Source organism: Kitasatospora sp. NPDC048298 (assembly GCF_043201465.1).
GTDB lineage: Bacteria > Actinomycetota > Actinomycetes > Streptomycetales > Streptomycetaceae > Kitasatospora.
The window spans coordinates 1-18405 of sequence record NZ_JBICYZ010000035.1; the positions used below are offsets into that span (position 1 = coordinate 1).

An 18405-nucleotide genomic window follows, 5' to 3' on the forward strand; every position below is an offset into this window, starting at 1 on the left:
TGATCAGAACGACAAGAGCCGTGTAACGGGAGACTGTTAAGCACGGTTCTGTGAGGGCCGGGGGGTGAGATTCCCCCCGGCTACTCGGCGATGGGTCGATGACCGGCCGCTGGCGGTTCATCTCCGATCATCGTGACCTGTACGGAGTACAGCGGCTGTGCCGAGTGCTGAGCGTGTCGGCCTCCTGCGTCAGTACTTCCCGAAGGGAACCGACCTCAGCAGGCACACTCGTGGCGACCTCGATGCTGTCGCCACAGCACTCAACAGCCGCCCTCGTAAGACCCTGGGATGGAGGACACCCGCCGAAGTCTTCAACGAGCAGCTACTGTTGATCCAGCAGGGTGCTGTTGTTGCAACGACTGGTTGAACCTGGGCAGTACACGGACGCGGCGTTCGCCGAGGTCTGCCGGGCGCACGGGATTCGGCGCTCGATGGGCCGGGTCGGCTCCAGCTACGACAACGCCCTCGCCGAGTCGTTCTTCGCCACTCTCAAGCGCGAACTGCTCTACGGTTCACGCTGGCTGAGCCGACCCCAGGCCCGAACCGCGGTCTTCTCCTGGATGGCCTGGTACAACCGAAGGCGACGCCACTCCGCCCTCGGCTACCGAAGCCCTGTCGACTACGAACGACAGCACGCCACCAGCGTCGATAGCCTGGACCTGGTGGCATAGCAGGCAAGTGTCTACGAAATAGGGCAAAGCCCGGACCATCGGCGGGCCGGCCCCGTACTGGCAGAGCTACCAGTACAACCTGCTCGGCGACCGCACCCAGACGGTCCGGCACGACGTCGGTGGCGACACCTACCGCGACGTGACCCAGACCAGCGTCTACCCGGGCAACGGCACCGCCCAGGCCGCGAAGCCGAACGCGGTCACCAGCGTCACCTCCCGCACCGGGCAGCCCACCACCACGATCACGTCGGCCATGGCCGGTGCCGGCGGCGTGAAGCTGTGCCTGGACGTCCGCAACGGCCTGACGGCCGACGGCACCGCCGTCGAGACGACCAACTGCAACGGCAGCCCGGCCCAGCGCTGGACCCGGCCCGGCGACGGCACCGTGCGGGCGCTCGGCAAGTGCATGCGACCCGCCGCCGGTCTCGTCGGCTGGGGCATCGAGCTCGCCACCTGCGACGGCAGCGACAACCAGAAGTGGCAGGACGGAGCCGACGGTGCCCTCGTGCAGAGCGCCTCCTCGCTCTGCCTGGACATCCCGGGGTGGAACGGCAACCTCGGCGTCCAGCTGGCGCTGTACTACTGCAACGGCGCCAACGCGGCCAACCAGCACTGGTCCTCCAGCGCCAATGCGCCCAGCGGCCCGTCCTACACCAGCACCCTGACCCCGCAGTACGACGCGCAGGGGAACACCACCAGCCGCACCACCACCGCCACCACCACCCTTCCGTCCGCCGTCGCGACCGGGTCCACCCCGCTCTGCCTCGACGCCGTGGGTGGCCGCAGTGACAACGGCACCGCGGTGCAGACCTGGGCCTGCCACGATGGAGCAGCGCAGCAGTGGACGGTCGGACAGGATGGCACGCTGCGGGTGCTCGGGGCCTGCCTGCGTCCGGCCGGGGGCAACATCGGGTCCGGCTCACAGCTCGAACTGTGGGCATGCAACGGGGCCGATGCCAGCCAGCAGTGGCGCACCGGTACCGACGGTGCACTGATCAACGTGGCGTCCAGCCTGTGCGTGGACATCCCGTGGGCCAACAGCAGCCCCGGAACCCGGGTGATGCTCTTCACATGCAACCAGGGCCCTAACCAGAAGTGGGGTCCAGCGGGCACCCAGTCCACCGCCGGCGCGACCCAGACCTTCACCTACAACGACGAAGGCCGCACCGAGACCGTCACCAACCCCATGAGGGCGGGCAGCAGCACCTCGCGGTACCTGTACGACTCGAACGGTGAACTGCTCATCCAGCGTGGCCCCGAGGGCACCATCCTCTACCTGTTCGGCGGCACCGAACAACTCACCCTCTCGCCCGACGGCACCATCGTCACCGGAAAGCGCTACTACTCCAACCCTGACGGCACCACCGCTGTCCGTGACAGTAACGGGAGCCTCACCTACGAGCTGACCAACCCCCAGAACACCTCGACCCTGTAGATCGACAGCGCCACCAAGAGCGTCACCCGGCGAGCCTTCGATCCCTACGGCAGCGCCCGAGGAACCGTCCCCACCTCGTGGGCCGACAACCGGGGCTACCTCGGCAAGCCTGTCGACAGCGGCAGCGGGTTGAACTTGCTGGGCGCACGCAACTACGACCCGTCCCTGGGGCGCTTCCTCACCGTCGATCCGATCTTCCAGGCCGGTGACCCCAACGAGATGGGGGGGCTACACCTACAGCGGAAACAACCCCGTCACAAGGAGCGATCCGTCGGGCCTGTGTGACTGGTGCGATGCGATAGCCGGGGGAATCGACTCGATTCTCTGCTTGGAGGGTTGCGCAACCGGCTACCTTCCGCCGAAGGGCCAGGGAGAATCCGCTCTACGGTGGCGGCCGATGAACGAGCGCGTCGAAGTGGTCATGCAGGATGGGGCAGCCGAGACCTGGACTCTCGGTGCCTCGGAAGATCCGCCGTGGACCGTCACGCTGACAACGGAATCCGGTGTCACGTACACGGGTGAGGGCGATGACCTGTTCCAGGCGCTACAGGAGGTGCGACGCCCGCTTGACGACCAGATGATCCGGTTGTGCTGCAATGGCGCTCGACGTAACGCCCATACCTCCGGCGCGACCAGTCGGCAAGGCGGATTCATGGTGTACCTGAACCACCGTTGGCGGCCGGCAACGATCCGTGACCTGGTGTACGTGTTCGGGCCTGCACAGCCCGAGGATGTCGCTACTGTCGAGGAGCAGGAACACTTCTGGAGGGATTTCATTGAGCGACGGTCGCCGGCTTGGCTGGTCGTACTCAACCCGGTCCGATGGTTCTACTACGCCACTCGCTCCTGGCAAGGGTTCGGCCGCCGGGGGCGCATGCCCATGGGCTGACGCTCCCGCTCGCGGTGTCGCTGACCGGCGGCAACCGAAACGACGTCGCGGAGTCGTTGGCGTTCACGGTCTGCACGCCGGGCCACCTCTCGAGCCTGGTGGACGAGATCGGAACTGTCCCCGGACACGGGCTGGTCATCGCCAAGTCGTGTGACATCGACGAGATCATCGCCACCGTCGACAGGATGGTGCTGCGGCAGACCGGGGAGGACTGGCGCGCTGTCGCCAAGAACCTCGGGGGAATCGGCATCATGGAGTTCGACGATCCGATCTTCTGATGACCTGATAGATACCTGGATTCGTCTCCGTGCCTTCGGAACATGACCGGTCACCATCGAGCGGGGCCGCCACCACCAAGGTGGCGGCCCCGCTGTCCTGCCGGCGCACTGCGGGAACTTCGGTAACAGCCACCGCCATACCCCTTCCGCACAAGGAGAAAGCATGCCCAAGGACATCGCCACGGTCTGCCTGGACGCGACGGCCGCCGACGATGTGACGGCCGCCCTCACCGAGGCCCTCGCCCCCTTCGCGCACGACGCCCAGCCGGTGGACGGCCGCTGGCAGGGTGAATGGGACTGGTGGCATGTCTACGGGGGCGACGGTGAGCGGGGCCTGGCCGTCCGCCCGGGCCATGAGAACGACCCGCGACTGATCCGCAGCCCCATCTGGTTGGACGGCTCCCCGCGCCCGGCGCAGCCCGCGCACCGGTGCGACGGCGGACCCCGAGGAGTCCTCGACCTCGACACCGAGCGCACGGCCGCCGCCGTTGCCGCTGCCCGGGAGTGGGACACCTGGTCCGAGTTCGCCGCGCGGTTCCCGCCCGCCCAGCCCCTCCAGGCGAAGTCCGAACGCAGCCCGTCCGGCGCCCCCGCGATCGGCTTGCCCTATCAGGAGTTCAGGGAACAACCGCTCATGCGGGCTCTGGCCGCCTGGCGGCAGTCCGACCCGAACGTCCCCGCATGGGCGAAGCACTCGGATCCCGTCGAGTACTTCGGCGAGAGCCGCGAACAGTACGCGCACCGAGCCGCCGTACGGGCCGAGACCACGAACGTCCTGGTCACCCTCGACGGCCGGTGGACCGATTGCTTCGAGTACGCCCCCACGCCGGAGGAACCGAACGCGGCCTACGCGTACTTCGACTTCGCGGACCGGTACCTCCGCGAACTGCCGGACGACGCCTTTATTGTCCGCGTCCGATTCCATTCGTGACACCGAGCGCCACCTGAGCGGGGCCGTCACCACCATGGTGGCGGCCCCGCTGTCATGCCGGCGCGTCGACGGTGTCCTGTCGGCGGTGACAGCGGTCTGTTCGTGCGCTGTCCGCGCGCTGTCCGTGTGTTGCAAGTGGCTTGCCGCAGGCTGGGGTTGAGACAGAGCAACCCATGGGAGGTCACCATGTCGAACAGCATCCGATCGCACTCCGCGGCGCGCACCACCTCCGTCCTGGTCTCCGGGGCCGGGATCGCCGGCACGGCCCTGGCGTACTGGCTGAACCGGTACGGGTTCCGCGTCACCGTCGTGGAGCGGGCGCCCTCGCTGCGGGGTGGCGGGCAGGCGGTGGACGTCCGGGGCAGTGCGCTGGCGGTGGTCGAGCGGATGGGGCTGCTGGGGGAGGCGAGGGCCCGCCGGACCGGGCTGCTCGGGATGTCCGCGGTGGACGCGGAGGGCCGGGAGCTGCGCCGCAGCACGGAGTGGACGGCCACCGGCGGGCCGATCGGCGGTCCGGAGGTGGAGATCCTGCGCGACGAGCTCGCCGAGCTGATCGCCGGAGCGGAGAGGAGCGGCACGGCAGCAGCCGGGCCCGGGGTCGAGTACCGCTTCGACGACTCGATCGACACCCTGGTGCAGCACCCGGAGGGCGTCGACGTCCGGTTCCGCAGCGGCGTCGAGCGGTCCTTCGACCTGGTGGTCGGCGCCGACGGCCTGCACTCGAACACCCGCCGGCTGGTCTTCGGCCCCGAGGCGGACTACCTGCACCCCATCGGTACCTACCTGGCCGGCTGGAGCGCGCCCAACCACCTCGGGCTCGACCGCTGGGAGATCGCCCACCGGAGCGACGACGACCCGAACTGGTTCAGCCTGGTGATGACCGTCCGCGACAACAGCGAACTGCGGGTCTTCGTCGGCTTCCACAGCGACGAGCCGCTCGACGACATGCTGCCGCGCGACCCGGCCCGGCAGCGCCGGCTGGTGGCCGAGCGCTCCGCCCACGCGCGCTGGGAGCTGCCGCGCCTCCTCCGGGCGTTGGAGGAGACCGACGCCTTCCACTACGACGTCATCGCCCAGATCCGGATGGCGAGTTGGTCCAAGGGCCGGGTCGTGCTGCTCGGCGACGCCGGGTACTGCTGCTCCCCGGCCACCGGCCAGGGCACCAGTGTGGCGCTGACCGCCGCCTACGTCCTGGCGGGTGAGCTGCACGCGGCCGACGGCGACCACCGCACGGCCTACCCCGCCTACGAGCGGCGGCTGCGCGACCACGTGGCCGCCAACCAGGCGATCCTCGAACTGACCGGGGACCGGAAGGCCCGGTCCGAGACCGCCGAGAACCTCGGACAGGTCGACCCGGCGCTGGAGGCGGCCTTCCGGGCGGCCCTCGACTTCGACCTGCCGGACTACTGACCGGCGAGGCGGGCCTCGCCGGTCAGGGCCTGGGGCGAGCGCGCCCCGGGCCCTACCGGGCGGCCGCCGGGGAGAGCTCCGCGGCGAGCCGGCGCAGCTCGGGCCCGTACTCGGGGTTGGCCAGCGCGGCGGCGAACTGGGCGCGCAGGTAAGCGGCGGGGTTGCCGGTGTCGTACCAGGTGCCGGCGATGACCTGCCCGTACACCGCCCGCCGGGCCGCGTAGGCGTTGATGGCGTCGGTCAGGTAGACCTCGTCCTCGGGCTTCTCGTGCCACCGGAGGGTGAGTTCGCGCAGTTCGTCGACGATGCCGGGGGTGATCACGTAGCCGCCGATCGCCGCGTACGAGGAGGGCGCGTCGGCCGGCTTCGGCTTCTCGACCAGGCCGGTGATCCGCAGCGAGCCGCCGCCCAGGTCCTCCTTCACCACCGGCACGCCGTAGCGGTAGGAGTCCTCGGGAGCCATCGGCATCAGCGCGAGCACCGGCGCGTTGGTCTGTTCGTACGCCCGGATCAGCTGCTGTGCGCGGGGGATCTCCGCCACGAAGACGTCGTCGGGCCAGAGCACCAGGCAGGGCTCGTCGCCGAAGTGGCGGGCGGCGTTCAGCACCGGGGTGCCGTTGCCGTACGGACCGTGCTGGTAGAGGTAGCTGATGTGGCCCTTGCGGGACAGCTCGCCGACCTCCTCGACCGCCGCGGCGAAGGCCGCCTTGCCGTCCCGGCGCAGCTGCTCGACCAGGACGGGGTTGGGGCGGAAGTGCTCCTGGATCAGGCCCTTGTCGCCGTTCACGACGATGGTGATGTCGGTGATGCCGCTCTCGACCAGCTCACGCACGGTGTGCTCGATCACCGGCTTGTCGCCGACCGGCAGCATCTCCTTCGGCGTGGCCTTGGTCAGCGGCAGGAGGCGGGAGCCGAGGCCCGCGGCGGGGATGACGGCTCGGCGGATCGTCCTGGGGGCCATGTGACGCCCTCTCGTTCGGCGGTGGAGCTGCGCCGGGGTGACGCGGCGGCACCGCCGACGCTACCAAGATCCGACGTGGCGTCGAGTGGATCGGCGGCGTACGGGAGTTGGCCCCGCGGCGGCCGTAGGGCGTCGCGCCGCACCGGAGTCCCGTCGTCCGCGTTGCGCTGCCCCCGCCCCAGGGTGTAAATACCCGTTACTTTGTAACGGTCCATCATGGGAGCCGGAGGGGAAGTTGACACTGGATCTGCGGCGACAGGGGTCGGTCGAGGAGGACATGGTCTTCTTCGCGATGCCGTACGAGGACAAGGAGTTGCCGAACGGCAGGACGGAGAACTTCGACGACCTGTACGAGGGCCACTTCGAGGACTGGATCAGGAATTGGGAGCTGCGCGCCGAGCGTGCCGACAAGGTCCCCGGCACCACCGAGAGCGCGATGGACGTCGCCTGGTCCGGGATCGACCGGGCCGGGATCGTGGTCGCCGACCTCTCCGTCCCGTCGACGTCCGTGGCCATGGAGCTGGCCTGGGCGCTGTGCCTGCGCAAGCGGCTGGTGGTGATCGCGCACAAGGGCGCCCAGGTGCCCAGCAACGCCCTGGGGCAGTTCCGGGTGGTGTGGTACGAGTGGAGCGTGCGGGGCCTGTTCGAGCTGCGCAAGAGCCTGCGGGCGGAGATCGAGGCCCTGCGCCGGCAGCCCCGCGCGCCGGAGATGGACCTGCGGCCGTACACGCCGGAGGACCGCCAGCGCGCCAGGGCCAGGGTGGAGGAGGTCAGCGAGGACCACATCCGGGTCCGTGACCTCCGCAACCCGCGCCGGATCGCCGAGATGCACAAGCGGGACATCGGCTACCACGAGACCATCCCGGACCACATGTCGCAGCGCTTCCACGTCGGTCGGGACTACCCCGGCTTCTTCGTGTACCGGGACAACGTGCTGGTCTTCACCCAGCAGGAGGGCGAGGACCCCTGGGACGGCTGGGAGCGGACCTACCAGCGCGGCGCCGTGTTCACCGCGCGGGTCTACCAGGTGAACAACGCGGGCGTCTGGGTCGAGCTGCCCGGGGGCGGCCGCTCCCGGATGCGGGCGCACGAGGCGGCGGGGCTGAAGGAGAACGACGAGGTGCAGGTGGCGATCCGGTGGATCGACCGGATGCGCCAGCGGATCGAGATCGGTGCCGCGAACCCGCCGGCCGGAACCTCCGTCGCCGCCCCGGCCGTTCCGCTGCCGGCCCTGTCGCTGGACGACTACCCGCGGCCGGGGGAGCGGCAGGGGGCCACCGTCGCCGTCGTCAACGAGTCCTTCGTCCTGGTGAGGCTGGACGACCACCCCGAGGTGCCCACGCTGGCGCTGCTGCACGCGCGGCGCATGCTGCCCGCGCTCCGCGAGGAGCTGGAGGCGGGCCGGCTGACGGAGGGCCGGCGGGTCCTGGTCGACGTCGAGGAGGTCGGCCCCTCGCGGACCAAGCCGGGCCGGGTCGACATCCGGGTGCGCGAGGTCGAGGGCGAACTGCCGCCGGAGGGCGGGTCGGTGGCGGAGGTGCCCGCGTGGTGAGCCCCGGCCAGGCACCGCCCGTCCCGCCGCCCGTCCCGCCGACCACCCCGTCGGCCGTCCCGCCGACCACCTCGTCGGCCGTCCCGCCGCCCGTCCCGACGACCACCCCGCCGCCCGTCCCGCCGACCACCCCGTCGGCCGCCCCGCAGACCGCCCCGCCGAACCCACCGACCCCGCTCGACGCGCGACTGTGGAACGGCCTGGTCGGCGCGCGGGAGTACGAGGCGGGCGAGAAGTACCAGGCGGCCGTCCTGGAGCAGTACAAGCTGTACGTGGAGATGGCGGACCGGGTCAGCGCCCGCCGCAGCCTGACCAACACCTTCTTCCTGACCGTCAACGCCGCCCTGCTGGCCGGGGTCGGCGCGGTCCGGGGCGGCGCGCTGGAGGGGCTGCCGACCTGGGGGCTGGTGGTGGCCGGCCTGGTGGCGGTGGGGCAGTGCGCGGCCTGGTTCCTGCTGATCGCGTCCTACCGGCAGCTCAACCGGGCCAAGTACCGGGTGATCAACGCACTGGAGCAGCGGCTTCCGGCGCGCGCGTACGATGCCGAGTGGGTGGAGCTCGGGGACGGCAAGACGATCCGGCGGTACCTCCCGCTCACGCTGGTCGAGCTGTGGATCCCGGTGCTGTTCCTGCTCTTCTACCTCACCGCCGGTGCCGTGGCGGTGAGCCTGGCCTGACGGCGGGACAGGGGCCGGGCAGGGGCCGGGCAGGGCCGCGACATGCCCGGCCCCGACATCGGTACCGCCCCGACGCCGGGTCAGATCCGGTGGTCGGTAGGATACGACGCATTCGAACGTGCGATCGTCGGGGCCTGGGAAGAGCGGGAAGATGAACACGCTGACGCGACGCGACCGACTCCGTCTCCAGATGTCGGAGGACGTGCGGGCCGTCGCACGGGACATCATCGCGGTGCGCGGGGTGGAGGCCCTGAGTCTCGCCGAGATCGCCCGGCGGGTGCAGGTGACCCCCGCGGCGCTCTACCGGCACTTCGAGAACCTGGCGGACATCGTCCGGCACGCCGCCCGCGACATCGTCGCCGACCTCGCACTGGAACTCCAGGCGGCGGTCGACGCGCAGGCCGAGAGCGACTTCGCGGCCCGGCTGATCGCCCCCACCCGGGTCTTCCGCCACTGGGCGCTCGCCCACCGCGAGGAGTTCAACCTGCTGTTCGGCACGCCGACGGCCACGGCGGCGGACGCCCAGACGGACATGAGCAGCGACTGGGTCCGCCGGCTCTCCGAGGTCTGGGGCCCGGTGTTCGTGCAGCTCTGGAACGCCCGCCCCTACCCGGTGCCGGCCGACGACGAACTGGAGCCGCTGCTGCGGCAGCAGATGGCGGCGTACCGCGCGGCGACCGGAGTGGAGATGCCGCTCGGCGCGGTGGTCGTGATGCTCTCCAGCTGGCGTTCGATCTACGGACAGGTGGCGCTGGAGGTGTTCGCGCACTTCGCGCCCCTGATCGTCGACCAGGAGCCGATGTTCGAGATGCTGATGCGGGACCTGATGGACCGGATGGGCCTGGGGGCGGACTACCGGCCGCCGACCCTCGCCGGAGCGTAGGTCGACGGCCGGCCCGGGTGAGGGATCGGCCGGCCCGCCCGGGAAGGCGCGGCCGCGGGCCGTCAGCCCTTGTTGCCCGCCTTCAGCACCTGCGCCGCCGCCACTCCCGCCGCGCTGAAGCCGTGCCCGCCGCCCTCGACCTCGGCCGCGACGGCGAGGTCGCCGCGGTAGGCGATGAACCAGCTGTTGTTCGCCTGGCCGCCGGCCTCGACGGTGCCGGTCTTGGCGCCGATCTGCCCGGACAGCCCGGCCATCGGGGTGCGGGCGGTGCCCTGGGTGGCGGTCTTGGCCATCATGGCGCGCAGGTCCCGGGCGACGTCGGCGGGGAGCTTGCCGGGCGCCGTCACCCGCTTCACGTCCTCGCGCAGCACGGGCTGGCGGAACGTCCCGCTCTGCACGGTGGCGGCGACCGAGGCCATCGCCAGCGAGTTGGCCTGGATCCGGCCCTGGCCGATGTACTCGGCCGCGGCCTCGTCCTTGTTCCCCGGCGGCGGGATGGTGACGTCCCGGCTCGGGACGCCGATGTGCCACTCCAGACCGAGCCCGAACTGCTCGCGGGCCACCGAGCCCAGCGCGCCGGGCTGGAGCTTCTCCAGACCCTTGTCGATGAAGCCGGTGTTGCAGGAGTGGGAGAAGTCGTCGGCGAGCGTGTAGGACGGGAAGTCGCCGGGCTCGTCGTTGTGCCAGGCGCGCGGGGAGTTGGTGGTGGCCTTGCACGGCACCACGGTGTCCGGGCTCACCCCGGCCTCCAGCAGGGCGGCCGAGGTGATCACCTTCATCGTCGAGCCAGGCGCCTGGCCGCCGGCGATCGCGCGGTTGAAGCCGCCCTGCGGGGCGTACGCCATCGCCAGGATGAAGCCGGTACTCGGCTCGATGGCCACCAGCGAGGCCGGATTGCCGTTCGCCGACTGCTGCTTGACCGCCTCCTCGGCCGCCTGCTGGAGGTCGGCGTCCAGGGTGAGCCTGACCTTCGGGGCGGTCGGCGGGGTCAGCACGAACAGCTGCTCCGGCTCCGCGCCGCCGCCCGCGCCCGAGAGCACCACGGCCCGGCCGGGCGCGGCGGTGCCGCCCTCCGGCGGGGTGATCTGGGGGAGGACGGCGCGCAGCGAGGGGAAGGCGTCGAGCGGCCGGCCCTTGCGGTCGGTGGGCTTGGACACGGCGTTGGGCAGCGCCTTCACCGCGATGGTCCGGCCCGGGGCGAGCTGGGGGTGGATCACCGAGGGCTTCCAGCGCACCACGGGCCGCCCGTCCTGGGACCGGACGAAGCTCAGCACGCTGTCGTACTCCCAGGCGTCCGGGATGCCCTCGAACTCCGCCTTCACCCGGAAGCCGAGGGCCGGCTCGCTCGGGGTGTCGGCCGGCGCGCGGCCCGTCCCGGTCAGCGCGAGCGAGTGGGCGCCCACCTGCTCGTTGAACGTGGCCAGCGCGGCGCGGGCGGTCTCCGGATGGTCCGTCAGGCCGGCTGCGGCGGCGATGTCGCCGCGGCTCCAGGCCGCCAGGAACTCCCTGGCCGCCGCCTCGGCCTGCTCTGCGGTCGGCGGGTCCTGCGGGGCCTTCGCCACGGTGGCGGAGCCCTGGTGGCCGCCGCCGGAGGGGTCGTTGTCCGTCACGGCGTTCAGCACGTTGTAGGCGCCGTAGCCGCCGACCGCCAGCAGGGCGGCGAACACCCCGCCGGCCGTCACCATCACGACCCGGCGCGCGGTCGAGCCGCGCCGGCCCCCACTGCCACCGTCCTCGCCGCGGTCCGGGTCGTCGAGGTTGTCGAGGTCGTACTCGACGTCGTCGTCGGCGAGTTGGTCGTACTCCTGATGACCTTCGTGCCTGTTGTCCCTGTGCTCCTCGAACACGCTTCCGTCCCCCCTGCGATCCTTCGTCTGCTGCGGGCCTGTCCCGTTCGGCGGATCGGCCCGCGGGCCCGAGGCCGGACGAGAGTCCGTTCGGGCGCGGATCAGCCTATGTCGAGACGGGTGGTCGGTCGACAGCCGGGCCGGTCCACCCCATCAATGCGGCGCGGGCCCGGAAGGTTGCACACGTCTTCGGGCCCGTCTCAGCCCAGCACCGCCGGCGTCGGCCCGTCCGGTCGCACCGTGATGCTGTACGCCGCCCCCGCCGGCCGCGAGCAGAACGCCAGGGGCCCCATCGGCAGCAGGAGTTCCAGCAGCGCCGTGGTCTCGCGCAGCGCGAACTGGATGCCCAGGCAGGCGCGGGCGCCCAGGCCGAACGGGAAGTACGCGCCGAGCTGCCCGGGACGGTCCGCGCCGGGGGCGAAGCGGGCCGGGTCGAAGCGCTCCGGGTCGGGCCACAGCGCCGGGTCGCGGTGGGTGAGGTACGGGCAGACCAGCACGTCCGTCCCGGCGGCGACGCGGTGCCCGGCGATGACGTCGTCCTCGACGGCGTGCCGGGGGAGCAGCCAGGCGGAGGGGTAGAGCCGCAGCGTCTCGCTCACCAGCGCCTGCGGATCGGCCGTCCGGGCCCCGGGGTGGCGGTCGAGCAGCAGGAAGAGCCAGGTGAGCGTGGTGGCGGTGGTCTCGTGGCCGGCGACGAGCAGGGTGACCAGCTCGTCGCGGATCAGCCGGTCGGTGTACTCGGGGTACCGCTCGCCCGCCTCGACCAGCACCCGGAGCACTCCGGGCTCCTCGGACGGGCCGGCCGAGCGCGCCGCGTCGATCGCCGCGTGGGCCACCGCGTCGATCCGGGCGAGGTCCCCGGCGACGGCGTCCCGGGCGTCCGCCGCGTCGGTCGGCAGTTTCGGCATCGCGGCCACCACCCGCTCCACCGACCGGAGTTCGTGGTCCGTCCGGTCGTCCAGCGGCAGCCCGGTGAGCGCCCGCCAGACGGTGTCCAGGGCGAAGCGGCGCATCTCCTCGCCGAGGTCGAAGGTCTCCCCGGTGCGCCGGTACCCCTCCCAGCGCTCGGCGGTGCGCTGAGCCGCCGCGGCGATCCGCTGCTCGTAGCGGCGCATCCCGGTGCCGGTGAACTGCGACTGCAGCAGCCGCCGTTGACGCTTCCAGGCGTCCCCGGAGGCGGACAGCACGCCGTCCCCGACCAGCATCCGGGCGCGGTGCGAGCGCTTGACGTACCGGTCCGGATGGCGGCCCAGGACGTGCTGCACGGCGGCCGGGTCCGTGACCAGGACGGTCGGCGTCGGGCCGAGCCGGAAGGCGGCGACGCCACCGACGCCGCGCTGGGTGCGGGCCAGCAGGTCGACGAGCTCGGCCTCTTCGGCCCGCCACTGCTCGACGACCTCGGCGGCCAGTTCCGGTACCGGGCGGGTGTCCGTGCTCACGGGGTGTTTCCTTCCGGTCTGCTGACGGTGCGTCCGTGCCGGACCGACTCTATGTCAGGGCGCCCCGGCCCGGGTTGCGCCGACCGGGCGGCGGGCGGCGGCCCGGGCAGCGCGGCACCCCGCCGCACGGCACCCGCCCGAGTACCGTGCGGCGGGGCCGACCGGCCCTGATCGCTGCGCGGATGGGAGAACGCATGCCCGGGACCCGGCACTTCGGAGGCGGCCCGACCGGCCGAGCGGCCCGGTGGCTGGTGGCCGCCCTGCTCGTACCGGTCCTCGCGGCCTGTGGCGGCGGCTCCGGCAACAACGGCCAGAACGGCAACAGCCAGAACGGCAGCGGGCAGGCCACGAGCCCGCAGCCCGACGACCAGCGGACCAAGGCCCGCGAGACCGAGGCGAGCTTCCAGGAAGCCGGCTCGGTGTCCGCCAGTGCACGGGGCTGGGGCACGAGGGCCGTCGTCACGCTGAAGAGCTCCTCGCCCACCCCGGTCCAGGCCCTCGTCAGCGACGTCACCGACTGCGCGAACAAAGCCGAGCACGCCACCCCGAGCCAGGCCACGACGACCGTGACCTCCGGCGGCAGCGAACCGCTGGTGTTCGCCCTCCCGACGTCGAGCGAGAAGAGTCGACCGATCTGCTACATGGTGGCCATCGGCGGGGAGAGCCGGGAGCTCAAGGCCGAGGGGGAGATCACCGGCACGTCCTCTCCCAGCCCGAGCACGCCCGCCACCGGTGCGACCGGTTCGGGCGGCGAGTCGAAGAGCCCCGGCGGGGTCGAAACCCCGACCCACGGCAACGGGGGGACCGGCACCGGGACCGGGGGCACCCCCTGAGCCCTGGCGGGGAGGACCGGCCCGCCGACGCGGAGGACCGGGCCGCCGAAGCGGGGGAGCGGTCGTCCGATGCCGAGGAGCGGCTGTCCGAAGCCGAGGAGCGGCCGGCCGCGAGCCCGTGGAGCGGCTGGATCAGCACGCTCGCGGGCTGGATCGCCCCGACCACCTTCGTCACCGCGCTGCTCTTCTTCTTCGGCTACGCCTACACCGACGCGCTCTACGGCTACTTCGGCATCGACGCCGCGACGATCGGCTTCTCCACCCAGGAACTGCTCCTGCGCAGTTCCCCGGCGCTCTACCTGCCCGCCGGGGTCGCGCTCAGCGGGGCGCTGGTGGCCGCCCTGGCGTTCCCGCTGGTGTCCGGCGCCGCCCGCCGCGGTGCGGGCGGTTCCCGGGTGCTGCGCCGGGTGTGCGTCGCCGCCGTCCTGCCGGTGGTCGCGCTGCTGACGCTCGGCCTGGCGGCGGGGTTCGAGGTCGTCGCCGCCGGTCCGATGGGCACCCCACTGCTGATCGGCGGCGCCCTGCTGCTCGCCCTCCTGGCGCGGCTGCTGTACGTGCGGGGCACCGACGCACCGTTCCCCGTGGCGGGCGAGCGGGTGGCGCTGGGCGTCACGGTGGCGATCCTCGCGCTGTGCGCGTACTGGGCGGTCGGCAGCTACGCCCAGCAGAAGGGGCAGGCCGACGCCGAAACGCTCTCCCACAACCTCCAGGTGCGGCCGGCCGTCCTGCTCGACACCTCGGAGCGGCTCGCACTGGACTGGCCCGGGGTGCGGGAGACGCCGCTGCCGGACGCGGGGGCCGGGTCGCACTTCCACTACCGCTACGAGGGTCTGCGGCTGCTGGCGCAGTCCGACAACCGGATGTTCCTGATCCCGCGGCGATGGCTCTGGGAGACCGGCAACGTGCTGGTCCTCCCGGTCGACGCCAGTGTCCGGGTGGCCTTCCACGCCGGCTGAGCACGCCCGCTGAGCATGTCGGCTGAGCATGTCGGCTGAGCACGCCGGCCCCCGGACACACGGCTGCGCCGCGGCCCGTCCCCTCGACGGACCGCGGCGCAGCGGCTTCACCGGGTGTCAGAACACCGTGGTCACACCTGCTGCCAGAGCGCGGGCACGATCGGCGGCTCCCAGCCGACCTGGGCGGTGTGGCCCTGGAGGCAGCGATAGCTGACCCCGTTGTAGGTCACCACGTCACCCGCCTGGTAGGTGGTGCCGGGGGTCCAGGTACCGCCCGGGTCGGTCGGGCCGTTGCCCACCACCAGGGAGAAGCTGGTGCTGTGGGTGGCCGAGCCGGTCCCGGTCAGGGTGATGCTGTAGGTACCGGCGGCGGTCGAGGCGGAGGTGGCGACGGTGAGCGTCGCCGAGCCGCCGGACTGCACCGAGGACGGGTTGAAGGAGACCGTCACGCCGGCCGGGGCGCCCGAGGCGGTCAGGTTGACCGTCTGGGCCGAGCCGGAGGTGGTCGCGGTGGCGACCGTCGCGGTGGCGGTCTCACCGGGCTTGACGGTGGCGGTGGTCGGGTTCACCGAGACGGAGAAGTCGTTGGTGGGCGTGCTGCCGCCGACCGAGGTCTTCCAGATGGTGTACGCCACGCCGTCGGCGTTGCGGTTGAGCACCGTCGCGTCGATGTTGGCGGTGGTGTCGCAGGACGAGTGGTAGCAGGAGTCGTAGGAACGGCCCGCGGTGCCGCCCCACTTGGCCGCCTGCGCCGAGGTCTTGGTGTCGCTGGCGCCGGCCGCGTAGCCCGAGGTCGGGATGCCGGCCTGCTGGAAGGAGTAGTCGTCCGAGCGGCCCTGGCCCTCGACGTTCTCCTCCGGCTTGAGGTTCAGCGAGTCCCAGTAGGCCTTCATCGGGGCGGCGGCGGTGGAGTTGAGGTTGTTGATGAAGTAGCCGGCGTTGGTCGAGGCGATCATGTCGAAGTTGTAGTACGCCTTGATCGCGGAGCGCTGGGCGGAGCTCAGCTGGCCGACGTAGGACTGCGAGCCCTGCATGCCCTGCTCCTCGCCGGTCCACCAGGCGAACCGGACGTGCCGGGTCAGGCTGGGGTTCTGCTGGGCGAGCACGAGCGCGTTCTCCAGCAGGGTCGCCGAGCCGGAGCCGTTGTCGTTGATGCCGGGCCCGGCCGAGACGCTGTCCAGGTGGGCGCCGAACATGGTGACCTGGTCGGACGGGCCGCCGGGCCAGTCGGCGATCAGGTTGTTGGACTGGTAGGTGCAGGAGGTGCAGGTCTGCTCGGTGACGCTGTAGCCGGCGGCCTGGAGCTTGCCCTTGATGTACGCCAGCGACTGGCTGTGTCCGGCGCTGCCCGCCCGGCGGTGGCCGCCGTTCTGGTTGGCGATGCTGTTCAGCTGGGACAGGTGGGCCTGGACCTTGGCGACGTCGATGTCGGGCGCGGGCCCGCCGGGGTTGCCCCCGCCGCCGACGGTCAGGCCGTACTGGGCGGTGTGGGTGGTGGCGCCGGCGGTGCCGGTGACGGTGATCTGGTACGTCCCGGCCACGGCGGCCGCGGAGGCGGACAGGGTCAGCGTCGAGGACGAACCGGCCTGCACCGACGACGGGTTGAAGCTCGCGGTGACGCCCGAGGGCAGGCCGGAGGCGGTCAGGCCGACGGTCTGGGCGGTGCCGGAGGTGACGGCGGTGCTCACGGTCGACGAGGTCGAGGCGCCGGGCTGGACGGAGCCGGAGGCCGGGCCGAGCGAGAGCGAGAAGTCGTTGGTGCCGGACGGCGTGCAGGTCGGGTCGCCGCTCTGCGCGGGGACGCTGACGGCGTCCCAGGCGGCCTTGGCCCGGTTGAAGAAGGTGCAGCTCGCGTCCAGGCTCTTCGCCGCCGTCAGGGTGGCGGTGCGGTAGCGCTTGTAGGTCATGCCGCTGGTCTTGAGCAGCATGCCGCCGTAGAAGACCCGGCCGGCGTCCTTGATCCCGATGCCGGTGACGGAGGAGTTGTTGCAGGTGGGGCTGGTGGGCTTGCCGCCGCCGGGGTTGGAGCCCTCGGCGAGCAGGTAGAACCAGTGGTTCAGCGGGCCGGCCGCCGCGTGCTCCTCGGTCTGCGGGATGGACGCCGAGTAGCAGTTGGGGTTGTTGCTCACCAGGGAGGGGTTGTACATGTTGCGGATCGGGCCGTTGCCGACCAGGTTGATCATCTCGCCGACGGTGTAGTCCGGGGAGTCGTAGGGGGCGGGCTCGTTGGCGTAGGCCTCGGTGAGCGCGCCCATGATGTCGCCGGTGGCCTCGCCCAGGCCGGCCTCGTTGTTGGCGCCGCCGGGGGTGTACTGGTCGATGCCGTGGCCGAACTCGTGGCCGACGACGTCGATGGCGGCGATCCACTTGTTGGCCTGGCTGTGGCCGATGGATATCGTCGAGCCGTCCCAGTAGGCGTTGACGTCGCTGAGGCCGACCTTGACCGGCCAGCTGCCGCCGTTGCCGTTGTGCCCGTTGCGACCCAGCCAGTCGCGGAGCATGTCCCATTCCTTCTGGGCCGCGAACATGGCGTCCCCGCAGCCGGTCTCCTTGCTGGAGGCGCTGCCGGTGCCCCAGGAGTCGCTCGACTTGGAGAACACCTGGCCGGTGCCGTAGTCGGAGCAGGACAGGCCGGGCCGGTTGGGGTCGCGCAGCGAGTACGAGCCGCCGGAGCCGGTGGTGCTGATGGTGACCGGGGAGGGCCCGTTCCACTCGCTGTTGACGGTGCCCGCGCGCACGTCGTCGTAGCTGTCGACGACCTCGCCGGTCGCCGCGTCGACGAAGACGTGCAGGCGGCTGGGCGCGGTTTCGGTGCGGCCGGTGAGGACGGTCTCCCAGGCGAGGCGACTGCTGCCGTCCTTGACCCGGACGACCAGGCGGCGGGATTCCACCGAGTCCACGGCGGCCAGCTCGGTGCGGGCGGTCCGCTCCGCCTGGTCGGCGCCGACCTGCGGGGTGACCGAGCCGCCGACGGGGCCGGGGGCGGCCGACTGCAGGGCGCGGACCTTGCCCTGCCCGTCGGCCAGGACCACCGCGTCACCGCCGACCACCGGCAGGCCGCGGTAGCTGCGCTCGTACGCCACCGAGTACAGGCCGCCCACCCACGGGGTGACGGCCTTGCGCTCGTAGGTCTCGTCGGGGCCCTTGGCCAGGGCGTCCAGGCCGGCCGCGGCCGCGGCGTCGGCCGCGTTCACCGCGGCGGCCAGGGCGCTGGGCGGCGTCGGGGAGGGGGCGGGTGCGGCGCCGGCCGGGCCCGCGGTGGCGGCGATCATGCCGGCCAGTACGGTCAGGGTGGTCGCCGTGGTCAGCAACCGGCCTGCGGAAACTCTGCGTTGCATCGAGGCTCCTCGCATGTGGGGGTCCTCGACCGCGGACGACCAGGGCTGGTGGCGCACCGCAGGGCCGCGTCTGGGGGACGGCCGTGCGGGCCGTCCGCGCTCGGGTGCCCGAACCCTCACACGGCGTCATGCCCAGGTCAATGCCTGGTGCGCTCGAGGCAAGGAGTTGGCAAATTCCGTCAAGGCGGCAGGCCCTCCTTCGCGTCAAGCTGGGGTTTTCCTCAAGTGGTTGAGACCACGTCATGTACGGGGCGGGTGTCGATCGAGTACCGTCCTCGTCATCGGAGTCGTCGGAACCACTGGAA

Annotated in this window: 15 protein-coding genes and 2 pseudogenes; 13 read left to right on the forward strand and 4 right to left on the reverse strand. The window is 71.9% G+C overall.

The window, feature by feature from the left end; genetic code table 11:
* Positions 1-178: 178 nt before the first annotated feature.
* The 8 genes and pseudogenes from ACGF0D_RS24655 to ACGF0D_RS24690 all read left to right on the forward strand — a co-directional run.
* A pseudogene (locus ACGF0D_RS24655) lies at positions 179-367 on the forward strand (transposase); the annotation flags it as partial.
* Positions 368-374: 7 nt separating this feature from the next.
* Positions 375-671, forward strand: a pseudogene (locus ACGF0D_RS24660) (integrase core domain-containing protein); the annotation flags it as partial.
* 139 nt (positions 672-810) lie between these two features.
* Complete coding sequence (locus ACGF0D_RS24665) at positions 811-2106, forward strand: ricin-type beta-trefoil lectin domain protein (RefSeq protein ID WP_392919630.1); 1296 nt, start codon at positions 811-813, stop codon at positions 2104-2106.
* Entirely contained in the window at positions 2107-2391 is a 285-nt protein-coding gene (locus tag ACGF0D_RS24670) for an RHS repeat domain-containing protein (RefSeq protein ID WP_392919780.1), read from the forward strand.
* A 112-nt stretch (positions 2392-2503) separates the two neighbouring features.
* Positions 2504-2995: a hypothetical protein gene (locus ACGF0D_RS24675; protein WP_392919633.1), complete on the forward strand. Its 492-nt coding sequence runs from the start codon at positions 2504-2506 to the stop codon at positions 2993-2995.
* A gap of 14 nt (positions 2996-3009) precedes the next feature.
* Positions 3010-3273, forward strand: coding sequence for an Imm8 family immunity protein (locus tag ACGF0D_RS24680; protein WP_392919636.1), 264 nt, complete (start codon positions 3010-3012; stop codon positions 3271-3273).
* 163 nt (positions 3274-3436) lie between these two features.
* Positions 3437-4204, forward strand: a complete 768-nt coding sequence (locus ACGF0D_RS24685; RefSeq protein ID WP_392919639.1) for a hypothetical protein — start codon at positions 3437-3439, stop codon at positions 4202-4204.
* A gap of 186 nt (positions 4205-4390) precedes the next feature.
* Complete coding sequence (locus ACGF0D_RS24690; RefSeq protein WP_392919642.1) at positions 4391-5614, forward strand: FAD-dependent monooxygenase; 1224 nt, start codon at positions 4391-4393, stop codon at positions 5612-5614.
* A 52-nt stretch (positions 5615-5666) separates the two neighbouring features.
* Here ACGF0D_RS24690 and ACGF0D_RS24695 read toward each other — a convergent pair whose 3' ends face one another.
* Entirely contained in the window at positions 5667-6575 is a 909-nt protein-coding gene (locus ACGF0D_RS24695; protein ID WP_392876775.1) for a UTP--glucose-1-phosphate uridylyltransferase, read from the reverse strand.
* A gap of 235 nt (positions 6576-6810) precedes the next feature.
* Here ACGF0D_RS24695 and ACGF0D_RS24700 point away from each other — a divergent pair, with 235 nt between their 5' ends.
* From ACGF0D_RS24700 to ACGF0D_RS24710, 3 genes are all read left to right on the forward strand, one after another.
* Positions 6811-8127, forward strand: a complete 1317-nt coding sequence (locus ACGF0D_RS24700; RefSeq protein ID WP_392919645.1) for a hypothetical protein — start codon at positions 6811-6813, stop codon at positions 8125-8127.
* Positions 8124-8804 carry a hypothetical protein gene (locus ACGF0D_RS24705; RefSeq protein ID WP_392919648.1) on the forward strand — a complete coding sequence of 227 codons (681 nt, stop codon included), beginning with the start codon at positions 8124-8126 and terminating at the stop codon, positions 8802-8804. The genes ACGF0D_RS24700 and ACGF0D_RS24705 overlap by 4 nt, the downstream gene beginning before the upstream one ends.
* 151 nt (positions 8805-8955) lie before the next feature.
* On the forward strand, positions 8956-9687 hold the full coding sequence (locus tag ACGF0D_RS24710) for a TetR/AcrR family transcriptional regulator (RefSeq protein ID WP_392919651.1): 732 nt from the start codon (positions 8956-8958) through the stop codon (positions 9685-9687).
* 62 nt (positions 9688-9749) lie between these two features.
* Here the strand turns inward: ACGF0D_RS24710 and ACGF0D_RS24715 are convergent, their stop codons facing one another.
* Both ACGF0D_RS24715 and ACGF0D_RS24720 read right to left on the reverse strand, forming a co-directional pair.
* Positions 9750-11534: a penicillin-binding transpeptidase domain-containing protein gene (locus ACGF0D_RS24715; protein WP_392919654.1), complete on the reverse strand. Its 1785-nt coding sequence runs from the start codon at positions 11532-11534 to the stop codon at positions 9750-9752.
* 200 nt (positions 11535-11734) lie between these two features.
* On the reverse strand, positions 11735-12973 hold the full coding sequence (locus ACGF0D_RS24720; RefSeq protein ID WP_392919657.1) for a cytochrome P450: 1239 nt from the start codon (positions 12971-12973) through the stop codon (positions 11735-11737).
* Between the two features lie 194 nt (positions 12974-13167).
* Between ACGF0D_RS24720 and ACGF0D_RS24725 the strand changes: the two genes are divergently transcribed.
* Positions 13168-13806, forward strand: a complete 639-nt coding sequence (locus tag ACGF0D_RS24725; protein ID WP_392919660.1) for a hypothetical protein — start codon at positions 13168-13170, stop codon at positions 13804-13806.
* A gap of 332 nt (positions 13807-14138) precedes the next feature.
* Positions 14139-14762 carry a hypothetical protein gene (locus ACGF0D_RS24730; RefSeq protein ID WP_392919663.1) on the forward strand — a complete coding sequence of 208 codons (624 nt, stop codon included), beginning with the start codon at positions 14139-14141 and terminating at the stop codon, positions 14760-14762.
* A 131-nt stretch (positions 14763-14893) separates the two neighbouring features.
* Here ACGF0D_RS24730 and ACGF0D_RS24735 read toward each other — a convergent pair whose 3' ends face one another.
* Complete coding sequence (locus ACGF0D_RS24735; protein WP_392919666.1) at positions 14894-18100, reverse strand: M28 family peptidase; 3207 nt, start codon at positions 18098-18100, stop codon at positions 14894-14896.
* Positions 18101-18405: the final 305 nt, after the last annotated feature.